The sequence below is a fragment of the Streptomyces violaceoruber genome, assembly GCF_033406955.1.
Lineage (GTDB): Bacteria > Actinomycetota > Actinomycetes > Streptomycetales > Streptomycetaceae > Streptomyces > Streptomyces violaceoruber.
This window is the reverse complement of sequence record NZ_CP137734.1, coordinates 3,486,054-3,504,305: the sequence shown is the minus strand read 5'-3', so window position 1 is coordinate 3,504,305 and position 18,252 is coordinate 3,486,054. Positions and strand designations below refer to the sequence as shown.

The 18,252-nt window shown below is 70.7% G+C and carries 17 protein-coding genes and 1 tRNA gene; 16 read left to right on the top strand and 2 right to left on the bottom strand.

Features of this window, described 5'->3' with window-relative positions; all coding sequences use genetic code 11:
* The first annotated feature begins 177 nt into the window (after positions 1-177).
* The 13 genes from R2E43_RS15440 (at position 178) to R2E43_RS15380 (ending at position 12,536) form a co-directional block, all read left to right on the top strand.
* Entirely contained in the window at positions 178-618 is a 441-nt protein-coding gene (locus tag R2E43_RS15440; protein ID WP_003974348.1) for an NADH-quinone oxidoreductase subunit A, read from the top strand.
* Entirely contained in the window at positions 609-1,265 is a 657-nt protein-coding gene (locus R2E43_RS15435) for an NADH-quinone oxidoreductase subunit B (protein WP_319709685.1), read from the top strand. The genes R2E43_RS15440 and R2E43_RS15435 overlap by 10 nt, the downstream gene beginning before the upstream one ends.
* The gene (locus R2E43_RS15430) at positions 1,262-2,656 is read left to right on the top strand and encodes an NADH-quinone oxidoreductase subunit C (protein WP_332056286.1); all 1,395 of its coding nucleotides are present in this window, start codon (positions 1,262-1,264) and stop codon (positions 2,654-2,656) included. The genes R2E43_RS15435 and R2E43_RS15430 overlap by 4 nt, the downstream gene beginning before the upstream one ends.
* Positions 2,653-3,621: a complex I subunit 1/NuoH family protein gene (locus tag R2E43_RS15425; protein WP_011029756.1), complete on the top strand. Its 969-nt coding sequence runs from the start codon at positions 2,653-2,655 to the stop codon at positions 3,619-3,621. Before R2E43_RS15430 ends, R2E43_RS15425 begins: the two co-directional genes overlap by 4 nt.
* Positions 3,621-4,214, top strand: a complete 594-nt coding sequence (locus R2E43_RS15420; RefSeq protein ID WP_191850360.1) for a NuoI/complex I 23 kDa subunit family protein — start codon at positions 3,621-3,623, stop codon at positions 4,212-4,214. Before R2E43_RS15425 ends, R2E43_RS15420 begins: the two co-directional genes overlap by 1 nt.
* A complete protein-coding gene (locus tag R2E43_RS15415) occupies positions 4,211-4,804 on the top strand; it encodes an NADH-quinone oxidoreductase subunit J family protein (protein ID WP_191850362.1) in 594 nt (197 codons plus the stop codon). The genes R2E43_RS15420 and R2E43_RS15415 overlap by 4 nt, the downstream gene beginning before the upstream one ends.
* Positions 4,804-5,196, top strand: coding sequence for an NADH-quinone oxidoreductase subunit NuoK (gene nuoK, locus R2E43_RS15410; protein WP_003974342.1), 393 nt, complete (start codon positions 4,804-4,806; stop codon positions 5,194-5,196). Before R2E43_RS15415 ends, nuoK begins: the two co-directional genes overlap by 1 nt.
* On the top strand, positions 5,193-7,187 hold the full coding sequence (locus R2E43_RS15405; RefSeq protein ID WP_191850365.1) for an NADH-quinone oxidoreductase subunit 5 family protein: 1,995 nt from the start codon (positions 5,193-5,195) through the stop codon (positions 7,185-7,187). The genes nuoK and R2E43_RS15405 overlap by 4 nt, the downstream gene beginning before the upstream one ends.
* A 6-nt stretch (positions 7,188-7,193) precedes the next feature.
* Complete coding sequence (locus R2E43_RS15400) at positions 7,194-8,798, top strand: NADH-quinone oxidoreductase subunit M (protein WP_332056285.1); 1,605 nt, start codon at positions 7,194-7,196, stop codon at positions 8,796-8,798.
* Positions 8,795-10,342 (top strand): NADH-quinone oxidoreductase subunit N, encoded by a 1,548-nt coding sequence (locus R2E43_RS15395; RefSeq protein WP_011029760.1) that lies wholly within the window; start codon positions 8,795-8,797, stop codon positions 10,340-10,342. The genes R2E43_RS15400 and R2E43_RS15395 overlap by 4 nt, the downstream gene beginning before the upstream one ends.
* A gap of 226 nt (positions 10,343-10,568) precedes the next feature.
* Positions 10,569-11,432 carry a zinc metalloprotease HtpX gene (gene htpX, locus R2E43_RS15390; protein WP_003974338.1) on the top strand — a complete coding sequence of 288 codons (864 nt, stop codon included), beginning with the start codon at positions 10,569-10,571 and terminating at the stop codon, positions 11,430-11,432.
* The gene (locus tag R2E43_RS15385; RefSeq protein WP_011029761.1) at positions 11,429-11,845 is read left to right on the top strand and encodes a YccF domain-containing protein; all 417 of its coding nucleotides are present in this window, start codon (positions 11,429-11,431) and stop codon (positions 11,843-11,845) included. Before htpX ends, R2E43_RS15385 begins: the two co-directional genes overlap by 4 nt.
* 97 nt (positions 11,846-11,942) lie before the next feature.
* Positions 11,943-12,536: an SMI1/KNR4 family protein gene (locus R2E43_RS15380; protein ID WP_093456776.1), complete on the top strand. Its 594-nt coding sequence runs from the start codon at positions 11,943-11,945 to the stop codon at positions 12,534-12,536.
* A 78-nt stretch (positions 12,537-12,614) separates the two neighbouring features.
* Here R2E43_RS15380 and R2E43_RS15375 read toward each other — a convergent pair whose 3' ends face one another.
* Entirely contained in the window at positions 12,615-13,859 is a 1,245-nt protein-coding gene (locus R2E43_RS15375) for an APC family permease (protein ID WP_121710202.1), read from the bottom strand.
* 139 nt (positions 13,860-13,998) lie between these two features.
* Here R2E43_RS15375 and R2E43_RS15370 point away from each other — a divergent pair, with 139 nt between their 5' ends.
* A complete protein-coding gene (locus tag R2E43_RS15370) occupies positions 13,999-14,265 on the top strand; it encodes a GlsB/YeaQ/YmgE family stress response membrane protein (RefSeq protein ID WP_003974334.1) in 267 nt (88 codons plus the stop codon).
* A 99-nt stretch (positions 14,266-14,364) separates the two neighbouring features.
* Here the strand turns inward: R2E43_RS15370 and R2E43_RS15365 are convergent, their stop codons facing one another.
* Positions 14,365-14,853, bottom strand: a complete 489-nt coding sequence (locus R2E43_RS15365) for a YajQ family cyclic di-GMP-binding protein (protein ID WP_003974333.1) — start codon at positions 14,851-14,853, stop codon at positions 14,365-14,367.
* A gap of 235 nt (positions 14,854-15,088) precedes the next feature.
* On the opposite strand from R2E43_RS15365, the gene R2E43_RS15360 reads away from it, so the two are divergent.
* Positions 15,089-15,170: transfer RNA gene (locus R2E43_RS15360), tRNA-Tyr, on the top strand.
* Positions 15,171-15,331: 161 nt separating this feature from the next.
* The gene (fxsT, locus tag R2E43_RS15355) at positions 15,332-18,232 is read left to right on the top strand and encodes an FxSxx-COOH system tetratricopeptide repeat protein (RefSeq protein ID WP_332056284.1); all 2,901 of its coding nucleotides are present in this window, start codon (positions 15,332-15,334) and stop codon (positions 18,230-18,232) included.
* Positions 18,233-18,252 lie beyond the last annotated feature (20 nt).

The window sequence follows — 18,252 nt, the reverse complement described above, 5'->3', positions numbered from 1 at the left end:
CGGCGCGACGCCGCGCCATGAGGTGGACCGCCGGGATCCACTGAGGAAAACCCCACCCCCGCGTCTCGAGGGGCGACGGGCTGCTTACCGTCTCTTTATCAGGCTCTAGACTCCCGTGCGTACGGATCGTCGAACCGCAGCGTTCACGAGGTTCACGACAGGGAGCGAGGGGCGCACGTGCCGGAACCGACCGTCGGCGACGCGACCGCCGACGCCGTGACCACCGCCGATGCGACCGTCGGGCTCGCCGCGGACTACTTCCAGTCCTACTCGGTCGTCGGCCTGCTCGCCGTCGTGGGGGTGCTCTTCGTCGCCGTGGCCTTCGGCGCCGGGCGGCTGCTGCGACCGGTGGTCCCCACGCCCGAGAAACTGCTCACGTACGAGTGCGGCGTCGACCCCGTCGGCGAGGGCTGGGCGCACACCCAGGTCCGCTACTACGTCTACGCGTTCCTCTACGTCATCTTCGCGGTCGACTCGATCTTCCTCTTCCCCTGGGCGACGGTGTTCGCCGACCCTGGTTACGGGGCCACGACCCTCGTCGAGATGTTCATCTTCCTCGGCTTCCTCGCCGTGGGTCTGTTGTACGCATACAAGAAGGGCGTCCTGTCGTGGACGTGAACCCCGGCGAACCCGCCGATCCCGCACCCGTGCCGCTCCCCGAGCCCAAGAGGCTGGGCACGCTCGCCCGCCTCGCCCCGGAGCCGATGAAGGTCGTCCTGAACTGGGGCCGCCGCTACTCGCTCTGGGTGTTCAACTTCGGCCTCGCCTGCTGCGCGATCGAGTTCATCGCCGCGTCGATGGCCCGCCACGACTTCATCCGGCTCGGTGTCATCCCGTTCGCGCCCGGCCCCCGTCAGGCCGACCTGATGGTCGTCTCCGGCACGGTGACCGACAAGATGGCACCGGCCGTCAAGCGCCTGTACGAGCAGATGCCCGAGCCGAAGTACGTCATCTCCTTCGGCGCCTGCTCCAACTGCGGCGGCCCCTACTGGGACTCCTACTCCGTGACGAAGGGCGTCGACCAGATCATCCCCGTCGACGTCTACGTTCCCGGCTGCCCGCCGCGCCCCGAGGCGCTGCTCCAGGGGATCCTCAAGCTCCAGGAGAAGATCGCGCGCGAGTCCCTGGGGGAGCGGTACGGCGTCTCGCCCCGGCCGTCGACGGCCGCGCTGCAGAGCGGCCTGGTACGACCGCCGGAGCCGGGCCAGGGGCCGGGCTCGGGTGAGGGCACGGACACGGGCTCGGATGGGGGGCGAGGCCGATGACAGCGGTCGGCTGGCTGCCCGCCGGCGTCGGGGAGCTCTTCGGCACGGACGCCACCGCGGAGGAGTCGTACGACCTCCTGACCGTCGACGTGCCGCCCGCCTCCTGGATCACCGCCCTGGAAACGGCGCGTGACCGGCTGAACTGCACGTACTTCGACTGGCTGAGCGCGGTCGACGAACCGGGCACCGGGTTTCGTGTCGCGGCACACGTCGCGGCGCTGGGACCGGTACGCAGGCTGCTGCTGCGCACGACCGTCCCGCACGACGCCCCGGCCCTGCCCAGCGCCGTCGGGGTCTACGCGGGCGCGGCCTGGCACGAGCGCGAGACCCACGAGATGTTCGGTGTCGCCTTCGCGGACCACCCCGCGCTGGACCACCTGCTCCTTCCGGAGGGCTTCGAGGGCCACCCACTGCGGAAGGACTTCGTCCTCGCCGCCCGCGTCGCCAAGGCCTGGCCCGGGGCCAAGGAGCCCGGCGAGTCCGATCACGGCGGTCCCCGACGCCGCCAGATGCTGCCGCCGGGCGTCCCCGACCCCAACGAGTGGGGCCCGCTGAAGGGCCAGCTGCCGCCCGCCCCGGCCCGCCCGGCGCGCGGCGCGGGGCGGGCGGCGGGGGAGCGCCCGGTCCGCGGTGCGGGCGAGCGCCCGGCCCGCCGGACCCGTACGGCCGGAGAGGGCTCCGTCGGCCAGACGGCTCCCGGCACCGAGACCCCGGCCGCGCCGCGCCGCGCCCGCACGGCGGCCGAAGGCCCGGCCGGCCAGACCTCCCCGGCCGGCGAACCGACGACGGCACCGACGGCCACACCAACGACGGCACCGACGGCCACACCAACGACGGCACCGACGGCCGGACCGGCGCCGCGGCGGTCGCGCAGTGCGAGCCAGGGCTCCGCCTCCCAGCGGGCGGCCGGTCCGGCGGACGGGCCGACCACCGCCGACACGGCTGCCGGGCAGGGTGACGGCACCAGCACCGGCACCGGTGCCCCGGCGACCGGACGGACACCCGGCACCGTCGGTCCCCGTCGCAGCCGGAGTGCGTCGCAGGGCTCGGCGAGCCAGCGGGAGGCCTCCGCCGCCGGGGAGCCGGGCGACACGGGTTCCGGCAGCGCCCCGCGGGGCGGCGACGGCACCACCTCCTCGCCCGCGGAGGAACCGGCCCCGAAGCCGGCGCCCTCGACACCGCGCAGCCCGGACGCCCCGTGGCACCACGCCCGCCCGGCGTTCGACGAGCCCGAGGCGGCGGGGGAGCCCGACGCCGCGGGGGATCCGGAGGCGGCAGAGGCGCCGGCGGCGTCCACCGAGTCACCGGAAGCGGAGTCAGACACCCCGGGCGACACCGACGCTCCCGATGACCCCCCGAACCCACCCAACCCCCCAGGAGGCCGGCAGTGAACGACGCGCTCGACGTCACCCTGCGCCTTCTGGTCGTCTTCGTCGTCTTCCTCACGTTCCCCCTGATAGTCGGCCAGACCGAGCACAAGGTGATGGCCCACATGCAGGGCCGCCTGGGCCCGATGTACGCGGGTGGTTTCCACGGCTGGGCCCAGCTCGTCGCGGACGGCGTGAAGTTCGCGCAGAAGGAGGACGTGGTCCCCGCCGACGCGGACCGCCGCATCTTCCAGCTCGCCCCGGCGGTGGCCCTGCTGCCGTACCTCCTGGTTCTCCTGGCCATCCCGGTCGGGCCCGGAGAGGGCGCGGTCGGTCAGGTCGTCGACGCGGGCGTCTTCTTCGTCCTCGCCGTCATGGGCGTGGGCGTCCTCGGCTCGCTCATGGCGGGCTGGTCCTCGGCCAACAAGTTCTCCCTCCTCGGCGGCCTGCGCACCGCAGCCCAGCTCCTCGCCTACGAACTCCCGATGCTGCTGACCGCGGCCTCCGTCGCCATGGCGGCCGGCACGGTCTCCCTCGTCGGCATCCTCGACGCCTTCGAGTGGTGGTGGCTGCCCTGGCAGATCGTCGGCGCGATCGTCTTCTTCGTCGCCGGGCTCGCCGAACTGCAGCGGCCCCCCTTCGACATGCCGGTCGCCGACTCGGAGATCATCTTCGGTGCCTACACCGAGTACACCGGCCTGCGCTTCGCCCTGTTCCTCCTTGCCGAGTACGCCGGAATCGTCGTCCTGTGCGGTCTGACCACCGTCCTCTTCCTGGGCGGCTGGCACGGGCCCTGGGGCGCCGACGGACTCGGCTGGGTGTGGACCCTGCTCAAGGCGGCCGTCCTCGCCTTCGTCGTGATCTGGCTCCGCGTGACCTATCCGCGCCTGCGCGAGGACCAGCTTCAGAAACTGTCCTGGACGCTCCTCGTCCCCCTCTCCCTCGCCCAGATCGCCCTCACCGGCATCGTCAAGGTGGTGATCGCGTAATGGCCCCCGTCCCCGGCAGCGGCCTGGCCAAGGGCCTGGCCGTCACGCTGCGCACGATGACGCGGAAGACCGTCACCGAGCAGTACCCGGACGCCCAGCCCGAGCTGCCGCCCCGTACCCGCGGCGTGATCGGCCTGTTCGAGGAGAACTGCACGGTCTGCATGCTGTGCGCCCGCGAGTGCCCCGACTGGTGCATCTACATCGACTCCCACAAGGAGACGGTCCCCGCGGCCACCCCCGGCGGACGCGACCGCAGCCGCAACGTCCTCGACCGCTTCGCCATCGACTTCGCCCTGTGCATGTACTGCGGCATCTGCATCGAGGTCTGTCCTTTCGACGCCCTGTTCTGGTCCCCGGAGTTCGAGTACGCCGAGACCGACATCCGCGACCTCACCCACGAGCGCGACAAGCTCCGCGAGTGGATGTGGACCGTGCCGGCCCCGCCCGCCCTGGACCCCGGCGCGGAGGAGCCCAAGGAGCTCGCCGCCGCCCGCAAGGCCGCCGACAAGCTGGCCGCCCAGCAGCAGCCGGACCAGCCCGGGTCCGACCACCCCGGACAACCGGACGAGTCCGGGCAGGAGGGCCGGACATGACCCTCGCCGCCGCATCCCACGGCTTCATGTCCCCGACCGGCGTGGAGATCGCCTTCCTCCTCGTCGGCCTGGTCACCCTCGCGGCCGCCGTCGTCACCGTGACCACCCGCCAGCTCGTCCACGCGGCCCTGTGGCTGGTGGTGGCCCTCGGCGGCCTCGCCGTCGAATACCTGCTGCTCACCGCGGAGTTCATCGCCTGGGTCCAGGTCCTCATCTACGTCGGTGCCGTCGTGGTGCTCATCCTCTTCGGCCTGATGCTCACCCGGGCGCCCATCGGCCGGTCGCCGGACGCCGACTCCGGCAACCGCTGGGCCGCCCTCACCGTGGCCGTGGCCTCCGCGGCGGCCCTGGTGTGGGTCGTCGTCGACGCCTTCCGCACCACCTGGATCGATCTGGACGGCCCGGCCGCGGGCTCCACCGCCGTCACGGGGGCGAGCCTGTTCCAGAACTGGGTCCTCCCCTTCGAAGCACTCTCCGTCCTCCTCCTGGCCGCCCTGGTCGGCGCCATCGTCCTGTCCCGCAAGGCCAAGGCGGCCCGCGCCGACGAAGCGTCCCGGCCCGGAACCTCTCGGACAGGCGGTGCCCGCTGATGCACCTCGCCTATCCCGCCGTCCTCTCCGCCCTCCTCTTCTGCACGGGTCTCTACGGCGTCCTCGCCCGCCGCAACGCGATCCTGGTCCTGATGTCGGTCGAGCTGATGCTCAACGCCGTCAACCTCAACCTCGTCGCCTTCGACGTCTGGCTCAGCAGGGCCGCGGAGGAGACCCTGCATTCCGGCCAGGCCCTGACCCTGTTCACGATCGCCATCGCGGCAGCCGAGATCGGCATAGGCCTGGCGATCGTCCTCGCCGTCCACCGCAACCGCGGCACCTCGGACATCGACAAGCTCCGCGACACCGCCGAGGGCCACGAGCCGGACGGCCCCGACACCGACATCCCCGCGACCGGGACGGCCGCCGAGAAGGCTGAGGCCACCGCGTGACCACGACCACCCTCGCCGTACTCGTCCCCCTCCTTCCCTTCCTCGGGGCAGCCGCCGGTCTCCTCCTGGGTCGGTCGGCCCCCGGTTTCGCCCGTCCCCTCGCCGTACTGCCGACGCTGGCGTCCCTCGTCCTCGCCGCCCTCGTCGCGGCGCGTCAGGGCGGTGGCCGGGCCCTCGACGCAGTCACCGAGCTGACGCCCACCGGTTCGGTCCCCGTCGAACTCGCCCTGCACATCGACGGCTTCGCCGCCCTCGTCGCCGTCCTGGTCGGCACCGTCGCCACCTGCGTGCAGATCTACTCCACGGGATACCTGCGCGACGACCCGCGCTACGCCTCGTACGCCGCTCTCGTCTCCCTGTTCACCTCCGCCATGTTCCTCGTCGTCTACTCCGGCGACCTGATGGTGCTGCTGGTCGGCTGGGAAGTCATGGGCATCTGCTCGTACTTCCTGGTCGGCCACTACTGGGAGACCCCGGAGGCGCGCGCGGCCTCCCTCAAGGCCTTCCTCGTCACCAAACTCGGCGACGTCCCCTTTCTGATCGGTCTGCTGGCGCTGGCCACCGAGGCGGGCTCCTTCCGCATCACCAAGATCCTCGGAGCGGTCGCGAGCGGCTCGCTCGACCACCCGACGCTGATCGCGCTGCTGCTCCTGGCCGGTGTCGCGGGCAAGTCGGCGCAGTTCCCGCTGCACACCTGGCTTCCCGACGCGATGGCGGGCCCGACGCCCGTCTCCGCGCTGATCCACGCCGCGACGATGGTCGCCGCCGGTGTGTACTTCGTCGCCCGGCTCCTTCCGCTCTTCGAGGCCTCGCGGGCCGCGATGGTCGTCCTCGCCGTCATGGCCGCCGTCACGATGGTCGGCTCCGCGCTCGCCGCCCTCGCCCAGGACGACATCAAACGCGTCCTGGCCTACTCGACGATCGGACAGCTCGGCTACATGACCGGCGCCCTCGCCACGGGCGACCGGGGCGCCGCCGTCTTCCACCTCCTCTCCCACGGCGCCTTCAAGGCGCTCCTGTTCCTCGCCGCCGGCGTGATCATCCACGCCGCCGGCACCAACTCGCTGGCCGCCATGTCCCGGATGCGGGGCCTGCGCGACCGCGTCCCCGACGCCTACTGGACGATGACCGTGGCCCTGCTCGCGCTGGCCGCGATCCCGCCCTTCAGCGGCTTCTTCTCCAAGGAGTCCGTCCTCGGTGCCGCGGAGCACGTCGTCACCGGCCACAGCGAGCACGCGCCCGGCGCCGCGGGCTGGACCGTGCTCGTCGCCGGCCTGATCACGGCCCTGCTCACCGCCGCCTACGCGGCCCGCCTGTGGCTGCTGGCCTTCCGCGGCCGAGGCGCCGAGGCCCCCGACCACGGCAGGCAGCCGCTGGTCATGAACGCCGTGCTCTGGGTCCTCGCCCTCCCCTCACTCGCACTGGGCGGACTCGCCTTCCGGCTGCTGCCCGACTGGTTCGACGGCCAGGACCTCACTCCGACCCTCACCACCTCCGTGCTCGGCACGGGCGTGGCCATGGTCGGCGGCATCGTCGCCTACGCCGCCTGGCGGCACACCACGGCGCTCGCCGACCGCACGCCGTTGGGCGCCGTCGCGGCCCACCCCGAGGGCGACGCCGGCCTGGTGGAGGCCGAGGCGATCGCCGCCCACCGGGCCGCCTACGGAGACCTGGCCTCCGCACCCGACCCGTCGGATCCGGGACGGCTGCTGCTGGGCCCCGTGCACCGGCACGCTGCGGCGGGCTTCCACCTGGACGCGGTGTACGCGACCCTCTTCCTCCGCCCCGTCCAGGCGGGCGCGAGCCTCGTCCGGTTCCTCGACCGCGAGGTCGTCGACACCTACGTACGCGCGGCGGGCGCCCTGCCCCGCCTGCTCGGGGCCGCCGTACGACGTGCCCAGACCGGCAATGTGCAGACCTATGTGAGCGCGCTGCTCGCCGGCACCGTCGTCCTCGCGGTCGCCGCCGTCCTCGTCGCCGCGGGAGCGTGAGCAGACGTGATCGATATCAACGAGTCCGTGATGCAGGTCCTTCTCGCGTTCCTCGTCGTCGGCCCGCTCCTCGGGGCTGTCGCCGCCCTTCTGCCGGCCCCGCCCGGACTGAAGGGGAAGTCACCCGAGCAGGCCGTGCTCCGGCACGGCGTCACCGTCACCGGCGCCGTCCTCCTCGCGGCGGTCGTCCTCGTGCTCGGTTTCGACCACGACCATCCGTCGAAGATGCAGGCCAGCACGGACATCAGCTGGATCCCCGCACTCGACGTACGCATCCACCTCGGCACCGACGGCATCTCCCTCCCCCTGCTCGTCCTGACCGCGCTGCTGACCTTCCTCTGCGCGCTCTACTCGTACCTGAAGCAGCGACACGAGCGGCTGACGCCGCCGGCCCCTGGCCCGAGCCCGAAGGCGTTCGTCGCACTGCTGCTCGTTCTGGAGTCCGGCACCCTCGCGACCTTCGCCGTCCTCGACCTGATCCTGTTCTTCCTCGCCTTCGAGATGGTCCTCATCCCGATGTACTTCCTCATCGCCCGCTGGGGCGGCGAGGGACGGGCCGGGGCCGCCTGGAAATTCATCCTCTTCACGCTCCTCGGCTCCGTCGTCATGCTGCTCGGCCTGCTCCTGATCGGAATCACGGCGGGCACATTCGACATGGTGGCACTCGCCACTGACAACGGCCGGTCGCTGACCACATCCGTGCAGGTCATCGCCGTTCTGGCAATCGGTCTCGGGCTCGCGGTGAAGACTCCGATGTGGCCGCTGCACAGCTGGCTGCCCGACGCCCACACCGCCGCGCCCACCGTCGGCTCGGTCCTGCTGGCCGGCGTCCTGCTGAAGATGGGCACGTACGGTTTCATCCGCATCCTGCTCCCGGTCGCGCCGGAGGGCTTCCGCATCTTCGCGCCGTACCTCGCCGCCTTCGCCGTCGTCGGCATCATCTACGGCTCCCTGGCCTGCCTGGCCCTCGCCAGAAGGGGCGCGAAGGGCGATCTCAAGCGCCTCATCGCCTACTCCTCCGTCGGCCACATGGGCTTCGTCCTGCTAGGTGTCGCGACCATGACCCCGACCGGCGTCAATGGCGCCCTCTTCGCCAACATCGCCCACGGGCTGATCACCGGCCTGCTCTTCTTCGTGGTCGGCGCGCTCAAGGACCGCACCGGAACGACCGACCTCGACACCCTCGCCGAGGAGTCCGGCCACGCCCTGTACGGCAAGGCACCGCGCCTCGGCGGACTGCTCGCCTTCGCCGCGGTCGCCTCGCTCGGTCTGCCCGGCCTGGCCGGGTTCTGGGGCGAGATGCTGGCCCTGTTCGGTGCCTTCGACCCGCACGACGACCTCAGCCGTCCCGCCTTCCTCACCTTCATGGCCATCGCCGCCTTCGGCACCCTGCTGACCGCCGCGTACATGCTGATCGTGGTCCGCCGCGTCTGCATGGGCGCCGTACCGCAGGAGGCCCCGCAGCCGAAGTTCGCCGACGTGCGCACCTACGAGTTCGCCGCCTGGACGCCGCTCGTCGCCCTCACCGTCGTCGCCGGACTGTGGCCCAGGACCCTCCTCGGGCTGACCGACCCGGCCGTGCAGCAGCTCCTCTCAGGAGGCACCCGATGAGCTCCCCGGCCCAGCACCTCGCGGAGCCCCTGGCACAGCCGCCGGCCCAGAACCTCGTGCAGTCGGTCGACTGGCTCGCCATCGCGCCGCCCACCATCACGGCGGTCGTGGGACTCGTCGTCCTCGTCACCGACCTGTTCGTCAAGGACGCCCGCAAGCCACTGCTCGGCTGGATCTCGGTCGCCGGACTCGCCGCCTCCGCCCTCATGCTGCTGCCCCTGGTGAACGCCGAGCGCTCGACGTTCTGCCAGGCCGGCGAGCCCGGCGTGTGCAGCTACACCGCGGACACCTTCACCCTCGCCATCCAGTGCCTCGTCCTCGGCGGTGCCCTGCTGACCGCCCTGCTGTCCGTCACCGCGGTCAAGGACGCCGATCGGAGGCTGCCCGAGGGTGAATTCTGGTTCCTGCTGCTCTCCTCCGCGGCCGGCGCCGCCCTCCTGCCCGCCTCCCGCGACCTCGCCACGCTGATCGTCGCCCTGGAGGTCGCCTCCCTGCCCGCCTTCGCTCTCGTCGGCCTCCGGCAGGGCGACCGCAGGTCCTCCGAAGCGGCCCTGAAGTTCTTCCTCTCGTCGGTCACCGCGACCGCGGTCAGCCTCATGGGCATCAGCTTCGTCTACGCCACCACCGGCACCCTCTACCTCACCCAGGTGGCGGACCGCATCCAGCACGTCGACGGGCAGTTCACCACCCTCGCCCAGACCGGCGTCGTCCTCACCCTCGTCGGCTTCGCCTTCAAGACGGCCGCCGTCCCCTTCCACTTCTGGGTGCCCGACACCTACGTGGGCGCCCCCCTGCCGATCGCCGCCTACCTGTCCGTGATCGGCAAGGCGGTCGGCTTCTCCGGCCTCATCCTGATCACGGTCGTCGCCCTGCCGTCCTACGCCGACGTCTGGGGCCCGGCCCTCGCGGCACTGGCCGCCCTCACCATGACGGTCGGCAACGTCGGCGCCCTCCGGCAGCAGGCCACGCGCGCGTACAGCGCGGTACGCCTGCTCGCCTGGTCGTCCGTCGGCCAGGCCGGCTACCTCCTGGTGCCGATCGCCGCCGCCGCGTATTCCGACGACCCCGAACACTCCGTCGGCTCCACCGTCGCCTACGCCCTCATGTACGCCGCAGTGAACCTGGGTGCCTTCGCGGTGGCCGCGCTCGTCGGCCGCACGAAGGCGCTGAACCGCGTGGCGGACTACCGCGGCCTGTACGCGTCCAACCCCCTCACCGCCCTGCTCCTGGCCTTCTTCTTGCTCTGCCTCGCCGGACTGCCGCCCGGCATCATCGGCCTCTTCGCCAAGGTCACGGTCTTCTCCGCGGCCGTCGACGCCGGACTCGGCTGGCTCGCCGTCGTCATGGCCGTCAACGTCGTGATCGCGCTCTTCTACTACCTCCAATGGACGGCGCTGCTGTTCCGGACCCCCGAGGACGCGACCGCCGGGCACCGCGCCCCCGCCCCCCTCACGGCCGCGATCACCGTGACGGCGGTCCTCGCCGTCGCCCTCTCCGGAGCACCCCAGCTGATCCTGCGCTTCGCCGACACCGGGCTCTTCTGAACGCAGCCGCCCGCCGGGGCCGCCCGCCGCGGCCGTCACCCGTACGGACCACACTCCCCGCGCCGGGCGGCAGGGAACTGGTGGCCCTCGCCTGGCGTTGACCAGTACGGAAGGGTCCACTGGACGTGACACCACGCACCGGTGGCATCGAGGACCAGGAAGCAACCACAGCGAGCGAGACCAGCAAGCAAAGGGTTCCCCTGCTGCACGACTTGGAGGGCGTACCGTGCACCGCCGGCACAACGGGCTCAGGACCGCAGTTCTCCTCGGGGGACTGTCCGCGCTCATCATCGTCATCGGCAGCTTCTTCGGCCGAGCGGGGCTCGTCGTCGCCGTCCTCGTCGCCCTGGGCACCAACGCGTACGCGTACTGGAACAGCGACAAGCTCGCCCTGCGCGCGATGCGTGCGCGCCCGGTCAGCGAGTTCGAGGCCCCGGCGCTGTACCGCATGGTCCGCGAGCTCTCCACCCAGGCCCGGCAGCCGATGCCCCGCCTGTACATCTCGCCGACGGACGCCCCGAACGCCTTCGCGACCGGCCGCAACCCGCGCAACGCGGCCGTGTGCTGCACCGAGGGCATCATGCGCCTGCTGGACGAGCGCGAACTGCGCGGCGTGATCGGGCACGAACTGAGCCACGTCTACAACCGCGACATCCTGATCTCCTCCGTCGCCGGCGCCCTCGCCTCGGTGATCATGTTCCTGGTCAACTTCGCCTGGCTGATCCCGGTCGGACGGTCCAACGACGATGACGGACCCGGTCTGCTGGGCATGCTCCTCATCATGCTGCTCGGACCACTCGCCGCCACCGTCATCCAACTGGCGATCAGCCGCTCCCGGGAGTACGAGGCCGACGCCTCCGGCGCCCAGCTGACCGGTGACCCGCTCGCCCTGGCCGGCGCCCTGCGGAAGCTGGAACTCGGCACCAAGCAGCTTCCGCTGCCACCGGAGCCCCGGCTCGAGACCGCCAGCCACATGATGATCGCCAACCCCTTCCGCCCGGGACAGGGGATCTCGAAGATGTTCTCGACCCATCCGCCCATGGCGGAGCGAATCGCCCGACTCGAAAAGATGGCAGGTCGTCAGCAGTGAAGACCATCCTCAACGTCATTTGGCTCTTGCTCAGCGGCTTCTGGCTGTTCCTCGGCTACCTGCTCGCGGGCGCGCTCCTCTGCATCACGATCATCGGCATCCCCTTCGGCATAGCGGCCTTCCGCATCGGCGTCTACGCCTTGTGGCCCTTCGGGTACACGACGGTCGAGCGGCGCGGGGCCGGAGCACCCTCGTGCATCGGGAACGTGCTGTGGCTCGTCCTCGCCGGCTGGTGGCTGGCCCTCGGCCACATCGTCACCGGCATCGCGCTGTGCGTCACGATCATCGGCATCCCGCTCGGCATCGCCAACTTCAAGCTGATCCCCGTCTCCCTGCTCCCACTGGGCCGCGAGATCGTGCGCACGGACCAGCCGTTCACCGCCGCGGCAGCGACCCAGCGGACCGGTTGGTAAGAGGGCCTTCGTGGGCCCTCGTGGCCCTCGTTGTCCACAGCTTCCGGGTTGTCCACAGGCCCGCCCGGATGTCAGTGGCGGCCTGCATCATGAATCCATGACCGAGAGCGAGCAGTTGCTGGAAAGGGTGGCCGCCAAGGCACGGAGCACCCGACCGTGGGGCTGGAGTTCCCTGCCCGAGCCCGTGGACGGGGAGGCGCCGGCCCGCGCCGAGGCCGCCCTGGGCTTTCCCCTCCCCGCCCTGCTCACCGAGCTGTACCTGCGCATAGGAGACGGCGGATTCGGCCCGGAATACGGCCTGTTGCCGCTGCTCGACCACGACCCCTCGGGCGAGCCCGCCGCCGTTGCCCAGTACCTGGCCAACCGGGACAGCGGCGCGAAGGACCCCGACTGGCCCTGGCCCGAGGGCGTCCTGCCCATATCCCACTGGGGTTGCGCGATGTACGCGTGCGTCGACTGCCGCACCCCGCAGGCCACCGTCCTCCTCTTCGAGCCCAACGCGGGCGACGTCGACCATGCCTGGTACGTCGACGCCCCGAGCCTCGCCGACTGGTTGCGCATCTGGACCGAGGGCACGGGCTGGTACGAGGAGACCAGCGAGGGCCCGGAACCGTCGCCGTGGACCGACCTCCCCCTGCGCACCGGAAGACGGCCCGTCCCGACCGGCACGTCGCCCGCACCGGCGTCCTGAGCGGAGGCCGGCCGAGCCCCGCCCGTCAGCACGCACCCCGAGGCGCCGACGCGCGGCCATCGCGGCCCGCGTCGCCCTTCACCGCGGGACTTGCTGCCCCCGCACCCCGTACGCCACCACACCCACCGCCAGCACACCCACTCCCACGACGACCGACACCGCCGGAAGCGAGAACGCGAGCACCACGCACCCGATCAGCCCCAGCGCCGGTACGACCCGCGACAACCTCGACGGGTCGAGCGTCCAGGCCGACGCGTTGGCCACCGCGTAGTACACCAGCACACCGAAGGAGGAGAAGCCGATCGCCCCACGCACGTCCACCGTCGCGGCCAGGACCGCGACCACCGCGCCCACGGCCAGCTCCGCCCGGTGCGGTACCTGGAAACGCGGGTGCACCGCGGCCAGCGCCTGGGGCAGATGACGGTCTCTGGCCATGGCCAGCGTCGTCCGGGAGACGCCCAGGATCAGCGCCAGCAGCGAACCCAGCGCGGCCACGGCGGCGCCCGCCCGCACGACCGGCACCAGCCCCGGCAGGCCGGCCGTCCGTACCGCGTCGGCCAGGGGTGCCGTCGCCTGCCCCAGACCGACCGGACCCAGCACGGAAAGGACAGCCACCGCGACACACCCGTACACCGCCAGGGTGAGGCCCAGCGCCAGAGGGATCGCGCGCGGAATGGTGCGCCGCGGGTCCCGCACCTCCTCGCCGAGCGTCGCGATGCGCGCGTACCCCGCGAACGCGAAGAACAGCAGACCGGCCGCCTGAAGGACCCCGCCCGCTCCGCCCGACAAGCCGATGTCCAGCCGCCCGGCGTCGGACCGCCCGGACCCGAGGCACACCACCACCACGGAAGCGAGGACAGCGAGAACCACCGCCACGATCACCCGCGTCAGCCAGGCGGACTTCTGGATGCCGCCGTAGTTCACCGCGGTCAGCGCCACCACGGCGGCGACCGCCACGGTGTGCGCCTGCTCCGGCCAGACGTACGCGCCCACAGTGAGCGCCATGGCGGCACAGGAGGCCGTCTTCCCGACGATGAAGGACCAGCCCGCGAGATAGCCCCAGAACTCCCCGAGCCGTTCGCGCCCGTAGACGTAGGTGCCGCCCGAGGCCGGATAGCGGGCGGCCAGCCGGGCCGACGACAGGGCATTGCAGTAGGCGACGACGGCTGCCCCGGCGAGGGCGAGGAGCAGACCCGAGCCGGCGGCGCCGGCCGCCGGTGCCAGGGCGGCGAAGATCCCGGCGCCGATCATCGAACCGAGTCCGACGACGACGGCGTCGCCCAGGCCGAGAGTGCGACGCAGCTCCGAACCCGCAGGTGTCATGGGTCGCACCCTACTGATCAGCGCAACCACCCGGCGCGGTCGGAACGTCCTCTCCACCAAGAGGACATGAACACCGCGGAGGAACGGGCCCGCAGCACTGGCACAGTGTGGGCACAGGAAGAAAGGGCAGGGTCACGGCATGACCGTCATCAGCTGGATCATCCTCGGACTGCTGGCCGGAGCCATCGCCAAGTTCCTGCTGCCGGGCCGCGACCCCGGAGGGCTCATCGGCACCACCCTCATCGGCATCGCGGGCGCCTTCCTCGGCGGCTGGATATCGGCCCGCTGGCTGGACCACCCGATCAGCAAGGACTTCTACGACGGCGCCACCTGGGCGGCGGCGATCGGCGGTTCGCTGGTGCTCCTGGTCGCCTACCGGCTCCTGTTCGGCAACTCGCGCGACTGAACGCGCGAGGACCGGACGGGAAAGGGTGGGCACCGCCGGGACGCCCACCCTTTTCCGTCAACGAAGGCCTACGCGCCACCGCGTCGCCCGCTCAGCGGCTCACCGGTAGTTGACGAACTGCAGCGCGAAGTCGAAGTCCTGGCCCTTCAGCAGAGAGATCACGGTCTGCAGGTCGTCCCGGCTCTTCGACGAGACCCGCAGCTCCTCGCCCTGCACCTGGGCCTTCACGCCCTTGGGGCCCTCGTCGCGGATCAGCTTGGCCACCTTCTTCGCGTTCTCCTGGGAAATGCCCTCCTCGATCGACGCGAAGATCTTGTACTCCTTGCCGGAGAGCTGGGGCTCGCCCGCGTCCAGTGCCTTGAGCGAGATGCCGCGCTTGATCAGCTTGGACTGGAAGACGTCGAGGACCGCGGTCACCCGGTCCTCGGAGTTGGCCTCCATGAGGATCTTCTCCCCGGACCACGAGATCGAGGCGCCCACGCCCTTGAAGTCGTAGCGCTGCGAGATCTCCTTGGCGGCCTGGTTGAGGGCGTTGTCGACCTCCTGCCGCTCGACCTTCGAGACGATGTCGAAACTGGAGTCGGCCATGTCCTGTGGCTCCTTGTATCTGGGTGCGTGTCGGGCCGCGTATCGGGTCCGTACCGGCATACGTCGGCGGCCGCCGGGCCCCGCGGGGTCCTCGGCCGCATCCGGACAAGCCTAGCCACCCGCCGCGATCCGAGCGGCGATCAATCGGGTGGCGAAGCACCCCTCCGCATCAGGTATTGTTTACGTCGTTGCTACGGAGCGCCGCCGAAGAGCGGTTCGACGAGCAGCAAACCCCGGCGGTGTGCCCGAGCGGCCAAAGGGAGCAGACTGTAAATCTGCCGGCTCAGCCTTCCCAGGTTCGAATCCTGGCGCCGCCACACGACCGAAAGGGTCTGTGACCAGCAGCAATGCTGATCACAGACCCTTTCGTCGTTCTCGGTGCCCACGGGATCTCGGCGTTCTCTGCCCTTGCCCACGGTGTACGCGGGATCATGTTCCGTGCTCCACGTTGTGAGCGTCAGGGGATTCGGGGGCAGCGGTGACCGACACCACGCAACGTATCTTTCTCAGCTACGCAGGCCCGGACCAGGCCTGGGCGGAGTGGGCCGGCTGGCAGCTCCAGCAGGCCGGGCACCAGGTCGAGCTGGACCGGTGGCACTGGCGCACCGGTGACGACTTCGTCCAGAAGATGAACCTGGCTCTCGGCAAGGCCGACGCGGTGGTGGCCCTGTTCTCCAGGCACTACTTCGAACCCAAACGATGGACCAGGGAAGAGTGGTCGGCCGCCGTGGCCCTGCGGGGGCGCCTCGTTCCGGTGGCGATCGAGCTCCTGAACGACGACGACATCCCCGCCCTGCTGGCCGGGACACTGCGCACAGACGTTCACAGGCTGGACGAGGCCGCCGCCACATCTGCCCTGCTCGAAGCCGTCCACGGACCGGTTCCCCCTACCGGTCCGGTCGACTTCCCCGGCGCCGCCTCCGCCGACGCGCCTACGGCACCCGATGCACAGCGCCCGCGACTGCCCAGCAGCGTCGGCCTGCCCGAGGTGTGGAACGTCCGTCGCCGCAACCCCGACTTCTCCGGCCGCGAGACGGTCATGGGGCAGCTTCGTACCGGGCTGCTCAGCGGACGCCAAGCAGTGGTCCAGGCGCTCCACGGCATGGGCGGCATCGGCAAGACCCAGATCGCCCTGGAATACGCCCACCGCTTCGCCAGCCAGTACGACCTCGTGTGGTGGGTCGATGCCGAACAGGCCGACCAGTTGCCCGTCCGCTACACCGAACTCGCCGACCGCCTCGGCGTGGCCAAGTCCGACGCCGGCTCCGAACCCAACGCCCGTGCCCTCCTCCAGCACCTGCGGACGCGGCACCGCTGGCTCCTCGTTCTCGACAACGCCGAACACCCCGATCAGATCGAGCCCTGGCTCCCCGAGGGCCCGGGCCACGTTCTGATCACCTCACGCAACCCCGACTGGCACGGGATCGCCCACCAGAGCGACCTGGACGTCTTCACCCGCACCGACTCCCTCGCCTACCTCAAGGGCCGCATCTCGGGAATGACCACCGAGCACGCCGATCTCCTGGCGCAGGACCTCGGCGACCTGCCCCTCGCGCTCGCCCAGGCTTCGGGAGTCCTGCGCAGCGGCATGACCCTGGACCGCTACCGCCGGCTTCTGACCACGGACACCGCACGCCTCCTCCAGGAGAGCGACGTCCGTGACCATCCCGCGCCGCTGGCCGCCACGGTCGGCATCGCCGTCACCCGCCTCGCGGACGACGGCCACGCGGACGCCGTCGCTCTGCTCCGCCTCGGTGCGTTCCTCGGCCCCGAACCCATCCCCACCGCCTGGCTGGAGACGGCCCGCCCCCGACTGGCCACCATCCCCGGCGACCCCGACGACCCGATGTGGCTGCGCAACGCCCTCCAGCCCCTCGGCCGTTTCGGACTGGCCCGCACCGACTACGACGCCTTCCAGATCCACCGGCTGACCCAGGCCATCCTGCGCACCCAGACCGGTCCCGACCCGGTCGTCGCGATCCGCGACGACGTCACCGCCGTCCTGGCCGCGGTCGACCCGGGCGACCCGCGATCTCCCGCCGACTGGCCGGCGTGGGCCTCTCTCACCGCCCACCTCACCGCTCCCCACGTCACCACGGCGCTCGCCCACCAGGCCGCACTGCGCGCCACGTTCTCGAAAGCGGCTCACTTCCTCATCTGCAGCGGCCTGCCACGCGCCGCCCACGACCTCAGCGCGGCGCTGCACCAGGCCTGGAGCACCGACCTGGGTCCGGACCACCCCGACACCCTCACCTGTGCACAGTTCCTGGGGCACGCGACTGTCGAACTGGGCGACTACGCCAAAGGCCATCTCATCATCGAGGACACCCTTGTCCGTCGTCGTCGTGTTCTGGGGGCGGATCACCCCGAAACCCTCCACTCGGCCAACGATGCGTCCACCAACATGTCTCTCCTGGGGGAGACTGTGGAGGCGCGCCGCGTGCAGGAGGATGTTCTTGCGCGTCGTCGTCGTGTTCTGGGTGAGGATCATCCCGACACGCTCACTTCCGCGGGCAACCTCGCCAGCATCCTGAACGAATCGGGAGAGTACGTGGAGGCGCGTCGCATGCACGAGGATGTTCTTGCGCGTCGTCGTCGTGTTCTGGGTGAGGATCATCCCGACACACTTAATTCCGCCCACAACCTCGCCGGTCTCCTGAACACTCTGGGGGAGCATGTGGAGGCGCGTCGCATGAATGTGGATGTTCTTGAGCGTCGTGGTCGTGTTCTGGGTGAGGACCATCCCAGCACCCTCGCTTCCGCCAGCAACCTTGCCACTAGCCTGGACGCCTTGGGGGAGCATGTGGAGGCGCGTCGCATGCAGGAGGATGTTCTTGAGCGTCGTGGTCGTGTTCTGGGTGAGGACCATCCCAACACGCTCAGTTCCGCCAGCAAGCTTGCCACTACCCTGGACGCCTTGGGGGAGCATGTGGAGGCGCGTCGCATGCACGAGGATGTTCTTGAGCGTCGTGGTCGTGTTCTGGGTGAGGACCATCCCAGCACCCTCGCTTCCGCCAGCAACCTTGCCACTACCCTGAACGCCTTGCGGAAGCATGTAGAGGCGCGTCGCATGCACGAGGATGTTCTTGAGCGCTGTCGTCGTGTTCTGGGTGAGGACCATCCCGACACACTCGCTTCCGCCAGCAACTTCGCCAGCACCCTGCATTCCCTCCGTCAATACCCGGAGGCAGCCGGACTTTTGAAGGAAGTACGAGCCAGCTACGTACGCCACTTCGGTGCGAAGCACCCCAAGACTGAGCTTGCCACCCGGAACCTCGCCACCGTATTGATCGCGATGGGAAGGACGCATGAGGCACAGCAGCTGACTGGCCGGAAGTCGGACAAGGGTAAACGTCGCTTCGGCCGCAAACGCCGTTGAGGAAGCACCGTTTATCAAGC

Excerpts from the sequence above, each read along its gene's own strand:
- R2E43_RS15430 (WP_332056286.1), top strand. The coding sequence starts at position 1,262 with ATGACAGCGGTCGGCTGGCTGCCCGCCGGCGTCGGGGAGCTCTTCGGC.
- R2E43_RS15420 (WP_191850360.1), top strand. The coding sequence starts at position 3,621 with ATGGCCCCCGTCCCCGGCAGCGGCCTGGCCAAGGGCCTGGCCGTCACG.
- R2E43_RS15415 (WP_191850362.1), top strand. The coding sequence starts at position 4,211 with ATGACCCTCGCCGCCGCATCCCACGGCTTCATGTCCCCGACCGGCGTG.
- nuoK (WP_003974342.1), top strand. The coding sequence starts at position 4,804 with ATGCACCTCGCCTATCCCGCCGTCCTCTCCGCCCTCCTCTTCTGCACG.
- R2E43_RS15395 (WP_011029760.1), top strand. The coding sequence starts at position 8,795 with ATGAGCTCCCCGGCCCAGCACCTCGCGGAGCCCCTGGCACAGCCGCCG.
- R2E43_RS15380 (WP_093456776.1), top strand. The coding sequence starts at position 11,943 with ATGACCGAGAGCGAGCAGTTGCTGGAAAGGGTGGCCGCCAAGGCACGG.
- R2E43_RS15375 (WP_121710202.1), bottom strand. The coding sequence starts at position 13,859 with ATGACACCTGCGGGTTCGGAGCTGCGTCGCACTCTCGGCCTGGGCGAC.
- R2E43_RS15370 (WP_003974334.1), top strand. The coding sequence starts at position 13,999 with ATGACCGTCATCAGCTGGATCATCCTCGGACTGCTGGCCGGAGCCATC.
- R2E43_RS15365 (WP_003974333.1), bottom strand. The coding sequence starts at position 14,853 with ATGGCCGACTCCAGTTTCGACATCGTCTCGAAGGTCGAGCGGCAGGAG.